At 57.9% G+C, this 14232-nt stretch carries 12 protein-coding genes; 1 reads left to right on the plus strand and 11 read right to left on the minus strand.

The features are described 5' to 3' along the window. On the plus strand, nucleotides 1-2369 hold a 2369-nt coding region (locus KFS80_RS10315), incomplete at its 5' end, for an RHS repeat domain-containing protein (RefSeq protein ID WP_212544741.1). A 129-nt stretch (nucleotides 2370-2498) separates the two neighbouring features. Here KFS80_RS10315 and KFS80_RS10320 read toward each other — a convergent pair. The 11 genes from KFS80_RS10320 to KFS80_RS10370 form a co-directional block, all read right to left on the minus strand. Then, entirely contained in the window at nucleotides 2499-3143 is a 645-nt protein-coding gene (locus KFS80_RS10320; protein ID WP_039756400.1) for a methionine ABC transporter permease, read from the minus strand. Beyond that, nucleotides 3133-4254, minus strand: a complete 1122-nt coding sequence (locus tag KFS80_RS10325; protein ID WP_212544742.1) for a methionine ABC transporter ATP-binding protein — start codon at nucleotides 4252-4254, stop codon at nucleotides 3133-3135. Before KFS80_RS10325 ends, KFS80_RS10320 begins: the two co-directional genes overlap by 11 nt. 2 nt (nucleotides 4255-4256) lie before the next feature. Beyond that, complete coding sequence (locus KFS80_RS10330) at nucleotides 4257-5066, minus strand: MetQ/NlpA family ABC transporter substrate-binding protein (protein ID WP_212544743.1); 810 nt, start codon at nucleotides 5064-5066, stop codon at nucleotides 4257-4259. A 118-nt stretch (nucleotides 5067-5184) separates the two neighbouring features. Continuing rightward, nucleotides 5185-6543: an LLM class flavin-dependent oxidoreductase gene (locus tag KFS80_RS10335; RefSeq protein ID WP_212544744.1), complete on the minus strand. Its 1359-nt coding sequence runs from the start codon at nucleotides 6541-6543 to the stop codon at nucleotides 5185-5187. Further along, on the minus strand, nucleotides 6543-7736 hold the full coding sequence (locus tag KFS80_RS10340; RefSeq protein ID WP_212544745.1) for an SfnB family sulfur acquisition oxidoreductase: 1194 nt from the start codon (nucleotides 7734-7736) through the stop codon (nucleotides 6543-6545). The genes KFS80_RS10335 and KFS80_RS10340 overlap by 1 nt, the downstream gene beginning before the upstream one ends. Before the next feature lie 36 nt (nucleotides 7737-7772). Next, on the minus strand, nucleotides 7773-9014 hold the full coding sequence (locus KFS80_RS10345) for an SfnB family sulfur acquisition oxidoreductase (RefSeq protein ID WP_212544746.1): 1242 nt from the start codon (nucleotides 9012-9014) through the stop codon (nucleotides 7773-7775). A 394-nt stretch (nucleotides 9015-9408) separates the two neighbouring features. Beyond that, complete coding sequence (locus KFS80_RS10350; RefSeq protein ID WP_212544747.1) at nucleotides 9409-10173, minus strand: hypothetical protein; 765 nt, start codon at nucleotides 10171-10173, stop codon at nucleotides 9409-9411. Nucleotides 10174-10637: 464 nt separating this feature from the next. After that, the gene (gene tcyN / locus KFS80_RS10355) at nucleotides 10638-11387 is read right to left on the minus strand and encodes an L-cystine ABC transporter ATP-binding protein TcyN (RefSeq protein WP_053116512.1); all 750 of its coding nucleotides are present in this window, start codon (nucleotides 11385-11387) and stop codon (nucleotides 10638-10640) included. 2 nt (nucleotides 11388-11389) lie between these two features. After that, a complete protein-coding gene (gene tcyL, locus KFS80_RS10360) occupies nucleotides 11390-12106 on the minus strand; it encodes a cystine ABC transporter permease (protein ID WP_008083614.1) in 717 nt (238 codons plus the stop codon). Further along, complete coding sequence (gene tcyJ, locus KFS80_RS10365; RefSeq protein WP_053116513.1) at nucleotides 12106-12906, minus strand: cystine ABC transporter substrate-binding protein; 801 nt, start codon at nucleotides 12904-12906, stop codon at nucleotides 12106-12108. The genes tcyL and tcyJ overlap by 1 nt, the downstream gene beginning before the upstream one ends. A gap of 309 nt (nucleotides 12907-13215) precedes the next feature. After that, nucleotides 13216-14208 carry a D-cysteine desulfhydrase gene (locus tag KFS80_RS10370; RefSeq protein WP_212544748.1) on the minus strand — a complete coding sequence of 331 codons (993 nt, stop codon included), beginning with the start codon at nucleotides 14206-14208 and terminating at the stop codon, nucleotides 13216-13218. Nucleotides 14209-14232 lie beyond the last annotated feature (24 nt).

Genomic DNA, 14232 nt, shown 5'->3' on the forward strand with positions numbered 1-14232 from the left:
ATCTGTGCAATGACGCAGGTTCGCAGCGTTCCTTCTGGGATGAGCGGGGTAGCCAATGTCATCGTGAGTTTGATGAATTGCAGCGTCCGGTAGCACTGACGGAGCAGGCCTTTGGTGAGCAGCCTCAGGTGGTTGAGCGCTGGACTTATGCCGATGCCACGGAGAGTTTCGCCCAGCACAATCAGTGTGGGCAACTGATCCGGCATGACGACCCGGGCGGTGGCCAGCTCCTCGGCGATTATGGTTTGTCGGGTGCAGTGCTGGAGGAGTCTCGACGTTTTCTCATTGAGCTGGATGCGCCGGACTGGCCGCGTCTACTGGACGCCCGAGACAAACTTCTCGAAGAAAAAGCCTACGTCACCCGATACGCTTTCTATCCAACGGGCGAGGTGCAGCGTCAGATCGATGCAGCGCGTAATACACAAATTTTCCATTTCAACGTGGCGGGAAAATCCTCTGCGACATGGCTTTTGCAATCCGGTGAAGGTCAGCATCCACAGTGTCTTGTCAGCGAAATTCGTTACAACGCACAAGATCAGATCGAAAGTGAAACGGCCGGCAACGGCGTAGTCTCAAGTGCGGATTACAGCCCTGAGGATGGTCGCCTGCTGAGGCTTTTCGCGGGTGTCGTAGGGCAACAGCCTTTGCAAGATTTGAATTACGCCTACGATCCAGTGGGCAACATTGTCGAGCTCGAAGACAAGTGCCAAATCGCCAGTCACTTCAACGGCCAGCGCATCGACCACGTCAGCCGTTATCGCTACGACAGCCTGTACCAATTGGTCGAAGCCAAAGGTTGGGAGGTCAGCAAACCGAGCCATGGCCCGGCGCTACCCGATTTGCTGCCAGTGCCGCTGGATCCCGCGCAACGGCGCAATTACACGCAGACGTTTACTTATGACGCGGCAGGCAACCTGATCACACGGCATCACAGTGGCGCGCCTGGGTTTTCGATGTTCACTTCTGCGCGCAGCAATCGGAGTCTGGCGCAGCTTGATAATGGATCCCTGCCGGGAGAGGCGCAGATATCGCTTGGATTTGATGCGGCGGGTAATCAGCTGGAATTGCAGCGTGGGCAGGCCATGGCGTGGAATGTGCGCAATGAGTTGAGTCGGGTGACGCTGGTGCGGCGTGGGGCTGAGGCGGATGACTGTGAGAGTTATGTCTACGATCGGCCGGGGCATCGGTTGCGTAAGACGCAAATCAGTCGGGCATCCGGGCAAACCCTGACAACAGAAGTGCGTTATCTGCCGGGTCTTGAGATTCATTGCGAAGTCGACGGTGTCGAGCGGCATGTAGTCAGTGTCGACGCCGGGCGGAACCACGTGCGATTACTGCATTGGCCCGCAAGTGCTGAAAGCGATCAATGGCGTTACAGCCTCGGTGATCATCTTGGTTCCAGCTCGATGGAGTTGGATGAGAGTGCGGGGATATTGAGCCAGGAGTATTTCTACGCTTTTGGTGGTACAGCGTGTTGGGCGGGTAAAAGTGCATTGACGGCGAAGTACAAGACGATTCGCTATTCAGGTAAAGAACGGGATGCCACGGGGCTTTACTATTATGGATATCGGTATTATGCGCCGTGGTTGCAGCGCTGGGTTAATACCGATCCGGCTGGAGTTATTGATGGTCTCAATGTGTTTCGTGCACTCAGGAATTCTCCCATTTCGCTGCGAGAGAACTCTGGCCTCCTTCCGGTTCTTCCGGAGAAAGCATTGACTAGCGAGCAAGTAGCGCTTGAGGATGTCAGTCGTGAAATTTCTAACAATTTTCCGGATACTCATTCTGATAGTGTCGGTGAAGACAATGTTGAGTACAGAGGCGAGACATTTTTAGATCGTGTGTCGGAGTATTTTCAGAAAAATATCGCCCGCATAACGCATTTAAATGAGGTTTTGGATCATCAGAAACTGAGCAGTATAATGATCAGTTCCAGCAGGATGATCTTGCCCGCTGGTGGAGGGGTTGTCGCCAAGGATGAATTTATCAATGAGTATTATTCATCGGGGAAATGGGTTTTCAGGGGGAATTACAAAGAAAGCAAAACAGAAAAATTTTTTGCGAGTGATGTGCAGTTGGTTCAGGCGGCGATTATGGGGGTAACGAAGTATCCGTCTGTGATTGTTCGAAACGAAGTAAAGAATAAAGATACATTGGCTGCAACTCGTGATTTTGCAAGTGGCAGTGATGAGCTGAAAGATGCTTTTTTCACAACGCCGAACGGAAAAAATACGGCGCGAATTTTAATGGCTTTGGACATGGAGGCTGTAAGTATCGAAAGGACTTTTGTTGCGCATGCTGAATTTCCCAGTTTTTATATTGCAGTAAGAAATAAATCTCGAGTCGCAATGAATAGGAACGTCAACTAAATGTTTGGTTGCGTGAGAAAGTCGAAATTTTTTTAATTTGAAATGAGGTCATGATTACGTAGATAACACATGCGGAGTACGAGGGGGTTACCCCCCGTTATTGTTGTTCACCCCACAATTTTCTTGAACTCACCGCTTATTCAACCCCCGAGCCAACCGATCCCCACCCAACTGAATCACCGCCACCAACGCCACCAGCAACACAATCACCGTCAGCATGATCTGGCTATCAAACCGCTGATACCCGTAGCGATAAGCGATATCCCCCAACCCGCCCGCACCAATCGCCCCGGCCATCGCCGATGAGTTGATCATCGTCACCAGTGTAATCGTGAACCCACCGACAATCCCCGGCAGCGCCTCAGGCAACAGCACATGCCAGACAATGTGCCAACGCCGGCACCCCATCGCCTGCGCGGCTTCGATCAAACCATGATCAACCTCACGCAAACTCACTTCAGCAATCCGCGCAAAGAACGGCGTCGCCGCAATCGTCAGCGGCACAACCGCCGCCCAGACTCCGTACGTAGTGCCGACAATCAACCGGGTAAACGGAATCAGCGCGACCATCAGAATCAGAAACGGGATTGAGCGGAACAGGTTCACGAACGCGCCCAACGCACGGTTCAACAGCGGTGCTTCGTAGATGCCGCCCTTGTCGCTGGTGACCAGAATCACCGCCATGGGAATCCCCACCAGCAGCGCGATCAGCGATGACACGCCGACCATCAGGAACGTGTCGATAAACCCCTGCAACAAGCGATCAAACCACATAACCCAACACCTCCACTCGTTGCGCCCACGGCGCGGCGCGTTCGCGCAATTGTTCGGCGCTGAACGCTGAGCCGCTGACGGCCAATAACAGTTGCCCCAGTGCATGCCCCTGAATCCGTTCGACGCCGCCCTGCAGCAGCTTTACCCGGCCACCGAGGGCTGTAAAAAGTGCCGCCAGATCCGGTTCGTCGCTGGCACTGCCGGTGAACTGCAAACGCAGCGCCACCGCTGCGTCGGGGGAAGGCGCTTGCCGGTGCAAACGGCTCTGCAATTCTTCCGGCAAGGCGTGTTGCAGCGGCGCGAGCAAGGTCTGGCTGACCTCGTGTTGCGGATTGCCGAACACTTCCCACACCGGGCCTTGCTCGACGACGCGGCCGTGTTCAAGCACGACGACGCGGTCGCAAATTTCGCGGATGACTGCCATCTCGTGAGTGATCAGCACGATGGTCAGGCCCAGGCGTTGGTTGATCTCGCGCAGCAGGCCGAGGATCGATTGCGTGGTCTCCGGATCGAGCGCCGAAGTCGCCTCGTCGCAGAGCAAAATATCCGGGTCATGCACCAGCGCGCGGGCGATGCCGACGCGCTGTTTCTGGCCACCGGAAAGCTGCGCCGGATAGGCCTTGTGCTTTTCTTGCAGGCCGACCAGTTCGAGCAATTCGCGCACCTTTTTCTCGCGCTGCTCTTTCGGCACGCCCGCCACTTTCAGCGGCAGTTCGACGTTCTGCCAAACGGTCTTGGCCGACATCAGATTGAAGTGCTGGAAGATCATGCCAATCCTTCGGCGCAATGCTACGAGGCGGTCTTCATCGAACTCGCCGATGTCGACCTGATCGATCAACACGCGCCCCGACGTTGGTTGTTCCAGACGATTGATGGTGCGGATCAGCGACGACTTGCCGGCGCCGCTGCGACCGATGATGCCGAACACTTCACCGCGCTGAATCGCCAGATCGATGCCCTGCAACGCGGCGACCGGGCCTTGTCGACCGTTGTAGGTTTTGCCCAGACCGATGAAGCGCACATGAGCGCGATTCAGTTCCGGATGCAGTTCGGTTTTTTCAGCATTGTGTGGCTCTGGAATTTCCAGTCGCCGTTGGATCGCGGCCGTCATGCTCAGCTTTCCCAACCGACTTGATACAGCTTGCCGTGGGCCTTATCCAGCGCCGCGCGAACGGCTGGCGAATGCTGGTAGATGTCGACGAATTTGATCAGGCGCGGGTCGGTTTTGCTCTTCGGCTGGATGACGAACTGGATCACGTATTCCTTGTGGTCGAGGCCGTCGAACAGCAGTGCCGAACCGGCATCGAAAGTCTTCGCTAAACGAATGTAGGCCGGGTAGCCCTGCACCAGATCGGCGTCGTCATAAGCGCGCACCAGTTGCACCGCTTCGACTTGCAGGATTTTGATTTTCTTCGGGTTGGCGACGATGTCGTCTTCGGTGGCCTTGTAGCCGACGCCGGGTTTCAGGGTGATCAAACCGGCCTTGGCCAGCAGCTGCAAACCGCGACCGCTGTTGATCGGATCGTTGGCGATGGCAACGCTGGCGCCTTCTGGAAGCTCATCGAAGCTTTTGTATTTTTTCGAGTAGAGGCCGACGTTGTTGATGATCCCCGGGGCGAACGGCACCAGGTCAAAACCGGCGGCGGCCTTGGCGTTTTCGAGGAACGGGATGTGCTGGAAGTAGTTCACGTCGATGTCGCCGGCGGCGAGGCTGACGTTGGGTGCGATCCAGTCAGTGAACTCGACCAGCTCGACTTTGAGGCCTTGTTTAGAGGCTTCTTCGACGGCGGCTTCCAGCGGGATGGCGAAGGCTGCGGTGGTGCCGACTTTTAGCGGGGCGTCGGCGGCGAAGAGTGTCGAGCTGAACAGGCCGAGGGCCAGGGCCAGTGCTTTGACTGGGTGGGACAGGAGTTTTTTGGTCATGATGGTTTTTCCAGTCAGTGCATAGATTTTTGGTGTCTGGTCGGGCCTCTTCGCGAGCAAGCTCAGCTCCTACAGGGATCGTGGTGCCTAGTAGGAGCAAAGCTTGCTCGCGAAGCTTTTAATGCCGGTACGAAGATCCGGTGTGTTGCTCAGGTAGCTGCGCCTCGCCGTGAAACAGCTTCTCGCGCAAGCTGCCGCTGTCGTACGCGGTCTTGTACGACCCACGCCGCTGCAACTCGGGAATCACCAGATCAATAAAATCGACATAGCTTTCCGGCGTGACAATCCGCGTCAGGTTGAAACCATCCAGGCCGGTCTCAGCGATCCACGATTCCAGCTCATCCGCGACTTGCTCAGGCGAACCGACCACGGTGATGTAGCGGCCACCGAGGGCGTGCTGGTCGAGCAATTTGCGTCGCGTCCAATCGTTGTTCTGCAGGTTTTTCGTCGCCGATTGAATGGCGTTGCTCTTCACGTACTGGATCGGTTCGTCGATTTCGTACTGAGAAAAGTCGATGCCGGTCGACGCGGAAAAATGCGCCACACCGGCCTCGGCACTCGCGTAACTCAGGTACTCGGCATGCTTGGCCCACGCGGCTTCTTCGGTCGCGCCGACGATCACGTTGAGGCCCATGAACACCTTGATGTCCTCAGGGTTACGCCCGGCTTCAACGGCACTGGCGCGCACCTTGTCGACCTGAACCTTGGTCGACGGTTTGTTCTGGCCGCTGATGAACACGCACTCGGCATGACGCCCGGCAAAGAGCAAACCGCGATCGGAGCTGCCGGCCTGAAACAACACCGGCGTGCGCTGCGGTGACGGCTCGCAGAGGTGATAACCCTCGACCTGATAGAACTCGCCCTTGTGCTCGACCTTGTGCACTTTCTCCGGCTGCGCGTAAATCCGCTGCTCGCGATCGTTGAGCACCGCGCCGTTTTCCCAGCTGCCTTCCCAGAGTTTGTAGAGCACTTCCAGATACTCGTCGGCCTGATCGTAACGACGGTCATGCTCGACTTGTTCGCTGAGGCCCATGGCTTTGGCAGCGCTGTCGAGGTAGCCGGTGACGATGTTCCAGCCGACACGGCCGCGACTCAAATGATCAAGCGTCGACATGCGTCGGGCGAACAGATAGGGCGGCTCGTAGGTGAGGTTCGCGGTGAGACCGAAGCCGAGGTTCTTGGTCACGGCGGCCATGGCTGAAACCAGCAGCAGCGGGTCGTTGACCGGCAACTGGATCGACTCTTTCAGCGGCACATCGACCGAGTTCTGATAGACGTCGTACACGCCAACGATGTCAGCAATGAACAAACCATCGAACAGGCCGCGCTCCAGCAATTGCGCCAGTTCCGTCCAGTACTCAATGGTGTTGTAGCGCGTCGAGGTGTCGCGCGGGTGCGTCCACAAGCCGTGGTTGATGTGGCCGATGCAGTTCATGTTGAACGCGTTGAGCAGGATCTTCTTTTTCGCAGCGCTCATCAGATCGTCCCTCGCAGTGGAGGGTTTTCATCGTTGAGGTAATAGTTGCCGACGGCGTGATATTTCCAGCGCACCGGATCGTGCAGGGTGTGCACGCGGGCGTTGCGCCAATGGCGGTCGAGGCCGTGCTCGATCAGCGTGGCCTGGCTGCCGGCCAGTTCGAACAATGTGCTGCCGGCGGCTAGGGAAATTTCAGTGCTGATCGCGCGGGCTTCGGCGACAGCAATCGATGCCGCAGCGACGGTTTCGGCATTGCTCTCGGCTTGTGCGGCGTCGAGAAATTCGCCGGCGCGTTCGAGCAAGGCTTCGGTGGCGTGCAGACGAATGCTCAAGTGGCCGAAGCTTTTCAGCGTCAACGGATCTTCGGTGGCTTTGTCGTTGCCGGAATCGATCCATGGCCGGGTTTTGCTGCGCACAAAGTGCAGCGCGTCTTCGTACGCGGCGCGGGCGATGCCGGTGTCGATGGCGGCGTGAAGGATCTGTGCCAACGGGCCAACCGTGGTCGGGCGTTCGAACGCGCTTTGAAATGGGATCACGTCTTCAGCGGCGACGTAGACGTCTTCAAACACCACCGAACCGCTGCCGGTGGTGCGCTGGCCGAAGCCGCTCCAGTCGTCGATCACGCTCAGCCCTTTGCTGTCACGCGGGACGAACGCCAGTTGCTGCACACCGTTTTCATCGACGACCGAGGTCGGGATGCGCTGCGCGTAAATCGCGCCGGTCGCATAGAACTTGCGGCCGTTGATGCGATAACCGTCGCCGTCGCGTTTGAGGCTGGTGACGCGGTCGTGAGCGGTTTTGGTGCCCAGTTCCGCCAGTGCATTACCGAAGCGCTGGCCGGCGAGTACTTCGGCGTACAGCTGTTGTTTTTGCGCGTGGCTGCCGTTTACCCGCAGCACTTCCAGTGCATAAAAATGGTTCTGTGGAATCTGCCCGAGCGAGCCGTCAGCCTGAGCGATCAGGGCGATGACTTTCGCCAGGGTGACGTTGGACACGCCAGCGCCGCCGTATTCCTTCGGCACGCTGATACCCCACAGACCCGAGCGGGAAAACACGTCGAGCTCCGGCAGTGGCAAGCGACGTTCACGGTCGCGCACGGCGCTGTCGCGTTTGAAATCTTCGGCCAGGTCGCTGGCGACGATCAGGGCTTGTTCATCGCTGGTGATGACCGCGACGTGGTGGGAAAAAGTCATAGGTTTCTCCATTGCACTTGAGAAAGTGTGCGGTCGTCAGATCCAGGAATGGCGAGCAGGCAAAGTACCGTTGAGGCGATAGGCGCCGACCGCGTGATATTTCCAGCGCACCGGGTCGTGCAGCGTGTGCACGCGGGCGTTGCGCCAGTGACGGTCGAGGTTGAATTCGGCGAGGGTCGCGCGGCTGCCCGCGAGTTCGAACAGCTTTTCGCTGGCTTGCAGGGAGATCTCGGTGGTCAGCACTTTCGCTTCGGCCACGGCAATCGAAGCGCGCGCGGCGGATTCGGCGGTGAGCGGCGCGGCGTGCACCTGATCAAGGACTTTGCCGGCCTTGCGCAACAGCGCTTCGGCGGCGTGCAGTTCGATTTTCAGTTTGCCGATGTCGGCGATCACATAGAGGTCATCACTGGCCCGCTCGACCTTGGCATCGATCCATGGCCGTGCACGGGTTTTGACGAAATCGATAGCGTCGTCGATGGCGCCACGGGCGATACCGGCGTCGATCGCCGCTTGAATCAACTGCGACACCGCGCCTTGGGTGTTGGGGGTTTCGTTAATCTTCCAGTTGTCGACGACCAGGCTCGATTCGACGCGAACGTTGTTCAGCAAAATCGTGCCGCTGGCGGTGGTGCGCTGACCGAAACCCGACCAGTCATCGACGATGCGCAAACCCGGGGTGCCACGACGAACGAAGGCCAGCACTTGCTTGCCGTCATCGTTGAGCGCTTTGACTGCGACCCAGTGCGCGAACAGTGCGCCGGTGGAGTAAAACTTCTGGCCATTGATCACGTAATCGTCGCCGTCGGCGGTGATCCGCGCTTTCAATTCCAGGGTGTTTTTGGTGCCGCGTTCCGGGCCGGCATTGCCGATCCGCCAGCCTTCCAGAACGCTCTGGAACAGCTGTTTTTTCTGCGCTTCGGTGGCGCTGCCGAGCACCAGATTGATGATGCCGAACTGGTTCTGCGGAATCTGTCCCAGCGCCGGGTCGGCGGCAGAAATGATCGCGAACACCTCGGCCAGGGTGACGAATGAAACCTGCGGGCCACCGTATTCGCGCGGGATGGCGATGCTGCCTAAACCACTGCGGGTGAACTGCTCGATTTCCGACCACGGCAACTTGCGCTGACGGTCGCGTTTGGCGGCTTGCAGGCGGGCAACTTGCGCCAGCTCATGGGCGGCCTTGATGGCTTGTGCGTCGTTGCGCAAAACCTGCGCGGGCAACAACAACGGGGCGATGTCCAGATCCGACTGGACGTTTGCGTCTGCCAGACTGGACATCAGTGCCGCTCCTTGGCTGCACGCAATGCCCTGGCGATCTGCACTGGGGTGATTGTGTTCCGGACCATACTACCTACCTCACATCTTATGAAAAACGCCGCAAAAGTGCGGCGAACGAAAGAATGTCCGGTGGTCCGGTTCATATACCCTAAGCGCGTATAAATATTAAATAAACTAACTTTTAGGAATATGTATAGAAGGGGTGATGGTCGGGTTGGTTAACAAAATTTGTAAGCGCCAATGCGATCCCTGTGGCGAGGGGATTTATCCCCGTTGGGCTGCGAAGCGGCCCCAAAATCAGACAACGCGGTGCATCAGACACACCGCGTGTTATGGGTTTACGACTGCTTCGCAGCCGAGCGGGGATAAATCCCCTCGCCACAGGGGAGTGAAGTCAATATTTGCGGGATTCGGCGGCCTTGAGTTCGGCCTTCAGCGGCACTTTCAGATAAGGATTCGCGCATCCAATCTTCAATGTCCGTGGCGGCGCCCAGCGCGAGTTATTGCCCACCCGATCAATCACGCAGTACGTCACGTCCAGCCGCAAATCCTCGCCCGCTTCGACAATCACCGCCGGCGGCACCCACACCTGAATCGCCCGCCCGACATCGGCCGCCGTGACTGCCGGCAGATCCATGCGCACATCGCCCCAGCGCAAGGTGATTTCGTCGTCCTCGGCCATGTTCACGTAAGGCTCGATGGTCAGCGGCACACCGCGTTTGATCTGGTTCGGATTCACGCCCTGACGGCGAATAGTGTCGGGCAGAGTGACGGGTGCCAATTGCTGGTTTTCGTCCCCAGACAGCGCTGGGGGCTGGCCGCCCGGGCAATCGAGTTTGACCTGCACCCGCGTCGCCGCTGACAGCGCCGGGCCTTGGCCAACCTGCATGAGCCGGTAATGAATGCTCGCCGTACCGTCGACGATAAAACTCTCCGGCACACGCAGACTGACGGCCTCGCCCACCTCGTCGCGGGTGAGTACATGGGAGGCGACGTAGCAGCGATTCCAGAACAGTTCGATCAGATCGCCGGCGTCCATGCCGGGGTAGGGCGCCACCTCGATCAGCAGGTGTGCAGCCGCAGACAGGTTGATGCCGGTTTTTTGCGCGGACGCGAGGATCGGCGCCGCCAGTTCGGGGGTGTTCGAAGTGCGAGTCATCGGTTTCTCTCCTTGAAGCCTTGCAGCGAAGTCCGTTTCTGAAAAACAAAAGGCGTGAATTGCCAGGCAATACAACAGCGAACTTCTGTTGCGTCAGAATGCTGGTTGATTGAACTAATAAACGTCGGTTGGCGACTAGATAAGAGCGTGCGGGAAGTGGAGTCAATAGAGGCGTTAAGCTAATCCGTGAATTACGAATTAATCAGAACCTTCCTACGCTTGCGAGGCATTCTGCCTAGGAGGATTGGCGAATGAGACCACGATTATTCGGGCGTTTTGCCGGTTTCGAGGGCGAGACTGTTTGAACCCAATCATGGTTTGATCAGGGTTTTCTATTGATATGTGTCTGTTGCAGAACATATAAGTGCACTGCATTCAGGGGGTTTGTTATTGCAGGAAGTTTATTCGACGGGATAAGCCTAACTTCCATCCGTGGAAGTTATCGTTTAACGCATTGAACAGACTCAGGCGTGATTCAGAAACTTGCTGAGAAACTGTTTGGTGCGCTCTTCTTTCGGGTTGGCAAACAACGCTTTGGCTTCGCCTTGTTCGACGATCACGCCTTTGTCGAAAAACACCACTCGGTTGGCCACGTCGCGGGCAAAACCCATTTCGTGAGTCACGATAACCATGGTGCGTTTCTCTTCGGCGAGACCACGAATGGTCGCCAGCACTTCACCCACCAGTTCCGGATCGAGGGCTGAAGTCGGCTCGTCGAACAGGATCACTTCCGGCTCCATCGCCAGCGCCCGGGCAATCGCCACACGCTGTTGCTGACCACCAGACAGACGACGCGGATAAGCGTCCTCTTTGCCCGCCAGACCGACCTTGGCCATCAGCTTTTTGCCCAGGGCAATGGCGGCGTCGCGTGGCATCTTCTTGACCACAACCGGGCCTTCGATGACATTTTCCAGCGCGGTGCGGTGCGGGAACAGATTGAAGTTCTGAAAGACGAAACCCACGTGCTGGCGCAAATTGCGCACCAGACCCTGCTGCTGGTTCAACGGGCGGCTGGTATCGATTTCGATATCGCCGACCTTGATCCGGCCGCTGGTGGGCTGTTCAAGGAAATTCAGGCAGCGCAGGAACGTCGTTTTCCCCGAACCGCTGGGGCCGATGATCGCGACGACTTCGCCTTCCTTGACCTCGAGGTCGATGCCGTTGAGCACGACCTGACCCTTGAATTGCTTGGTCAGTTTTTCCACGACAATCATCGTCAGGACTCCTGGTCGTGCCGATTGACCCGCTCTTCCAACTTGTTCTGGAAGTGCGAAAGCACCGTGGCCAGAATCCAGTAGATCAGCGCGGCGGCAAGATACATGGTGAAGACTTCGAAAGTCCGGGCGGTAATCAGTTGCGCCTGACGGAACAGCTCCGGCACCTGAATGGTGGCGGCCAGTGCCGTGTCCTTGACCAGCGAGATGAAGCTGTTGCCCAGCGGCGGCAACGCCGTGCGCATTGCTTGCGGCAGGATGGCCCGACGCAAGGTTTGCGCGCGGGTCATGCCGATGCTCGCGGCAGCTTCCCACTGGCCACGTTCGATCGAACCGATCGCGGCGCGCAGAATTTCACAGGCGTACGCGGCCATGTTCAGCGAGAAGCCGATCAGCGCTGCGGGTAACGGATCCAGTTCGATTCCCAGTTGCGGGAAGCCGTAATAGATCACGAACAACTGCACCAGCAGCGGCGTCCCGCGAAAGAACGACACATACACGCGCGCCAGCCAGCTCACTGATTTGAAGCGCGACAGGCGCATCAACGCCAGGCCGAAGCCCAGCAGCAAGCCGAAGAACATCCCGCCGAGGCTGAGGACGACCGTGTAGTACGCGCCCTTGAGCAGAAAGGGCGCGGAGTCCAGCAACAGCGCCGATGTCTCGGCGAGTTGCTGGCTCAACTGCGGGAAGTGCGCTTCGAATTGAAATCCAACTTCCATTATTTAGTGACGTCTGCGTTGAAGTACTTCTCGGACAGCTTCTTCAACGTGCCGTCAGCACGCAGTTCGTCGATGGCCTTGTTCACGGCAGCCAGCAGTTCCGGCTCACCTTTGCGCAGGGCAACACCGGCTTCCTGACGGGAGAAGGCTTCACCGGCGGCGACGGTTTTCGGGGCTTTCTTGGCGTATTCCAGCGCGGCCAGACGGTCGATCAGAATGGCGTCGGTGCGACCGTTGTTGAGGTCGGCGAACTTGGTCGGATCATCATCGTAAGTGCGCACGTCAGCGCCCGGCACGTTGGCGCGAACCCATTGTTCGTAGTTGGTGCCCAGGCCCACACCGACTTTCTTGCCGGACAGGTCAGCGGCGGTCTTGATGTTCAGTGCGGACTCTTTGCTCTTCAGCACCAGCGCCTGAATACCGGAAACGGTGTACGGCTCGGAGAAGTCATACTTCTTTTTGCGCTCGTCGGAGATGGTCACTTGGTTGACCACAACGTCGAGACGCTTGGATTCCAGCGCCGCAAGGATGCCGTCCCATTTGGTCGGCTGGATCTTCGCTTTGACGCCGAGTTTTTGCGCGATCGCTTCCGAGAGCTCGACTTCGAAACCGGACAGTTTGCCGTCGGCATCGACGAAGCTGAACGGAGGGTACGTGCCTTCCAGGCCGACGTTGATAACGCCTTTGTCCTTGATCTGTTGCAGCTGCTCACCGGCCACTGCCTGGCTGATCAGACCGGCGCTCAGCGCCAGACCCAGTGAACCCACCAGCAGATTGCGACGTAGTGCGGAAAAATTCATGACGAGCCCCTGTGTTTTCTTATGGAAGACGCTAAAGGAAAGTTGGCGAATTCGTGATTCGTGCGCCTGCGTTATCGTGCCCTAAAGCAGCTTATGCGTCTTGCGCGAAATTCGCCTGCGGCGAGACTATAAGATGTCTGCGTTAGACTTGAAAATACTTAATATCTAATTTGTTAGATCTTATTTGAATATTGATCGTTCCCACGCTCTGCGTGGGAACGGCTCTAGGGACGCTCCGCGTTCCGGCTTTAAAAGGGACGCGGAGCGTCCCAGGTTGCATTCCCACGCAGAGCGTGGGGAACGATCTCGTTACAGAAAATCCCTATAGGCAAACAACGCCGGCGCGCCGCCGGTGTGCAGGAAAATGATCGGGCCTTCATCAAAGCGCTGACGACCAATACCATCCAGCAACCCCGCCATCGCCTTGCCGGTATAAACCGGATCCAGCAACACCGCCTCCTGACTCGCCAGCAACTTCACCGCCGCCAACGTCCCGGCATTCGGCTCGCCATAGCGCGGGCCGAAGTATTCGTCCCACAATTCGACTTTGAAACTCTCCGGCAATTTGACGCCGAGCAGCTCCGCCGTACGCTCGGCCAGCCCCTGAACCTTCGGCCGCTGATCTTCTTCACTGCGCGAAACCGTCACGCCGATCACCGGCAATTGCGGCAACACTTCGCTCAACGCCAAGGCCAGACCACTGTGCGTGCCGGCGCTGCCCGAGGCCAACACCACGGCGGCGAAATTCAGGCCGGTGTCTTTGATTTGCTCGGTCAGCTCCAGACCGGCGCGCACATAACCCAGCGCACCGAGTGCGTTCGAACCGCCAATCGGCACCAGATACGGCTTCTTGCCGTTACTGCGTAAACGCAAGGCGAGGGCGGCAAGTTGTTCATCCGCGTTGTCGAGGTTGTCGACCAGTTCGACCTTGGTGTCGAACAGATCCAGCAGCAGTCGGTTGCCGTTGCCGGTGTAGTTGCTGTCGTCGGTGCCCAGCGGATTTTCCAGCAATGCCACACAACCGAGACCGAGTTTGGCGGCCAGCGCGGCGGTCTGGCGGACGTGGTTCGATTGCAGCGCGCCGGCAGTGATCAGCGTGTCGGCGCCTTGCGCCAAGGCATCAGCGGCGAGGTATTCGAGTTTGCGCAGTTTGTTGCCGCCCATGGCCAGCGGCGTCAGGTCATCGCGCTTGATGTACACCTCGCGACCGAGCCATGCGGACAGGCGTTCGAGTTTTTCCAGCGGCGTTGGATGGCCGAGCAGGTCGAGGCGGTTAAAGCGTTCCAGCTGATTCTTGATCATGAGTCCGTACTGGCGGAGAAAGAT

Origin of the sequence: Pseudomonas rustica (genome assembly GCF_018336155.1) — a bacterium.
Classification (GTDB): domain Bacteria; phylum Pseudomonadota; class Gammaproteobacteria; order Pseudomonadales; family Pseudomonadaceae; genus Aquipseudomonas; species Aquipseudomonas rustica.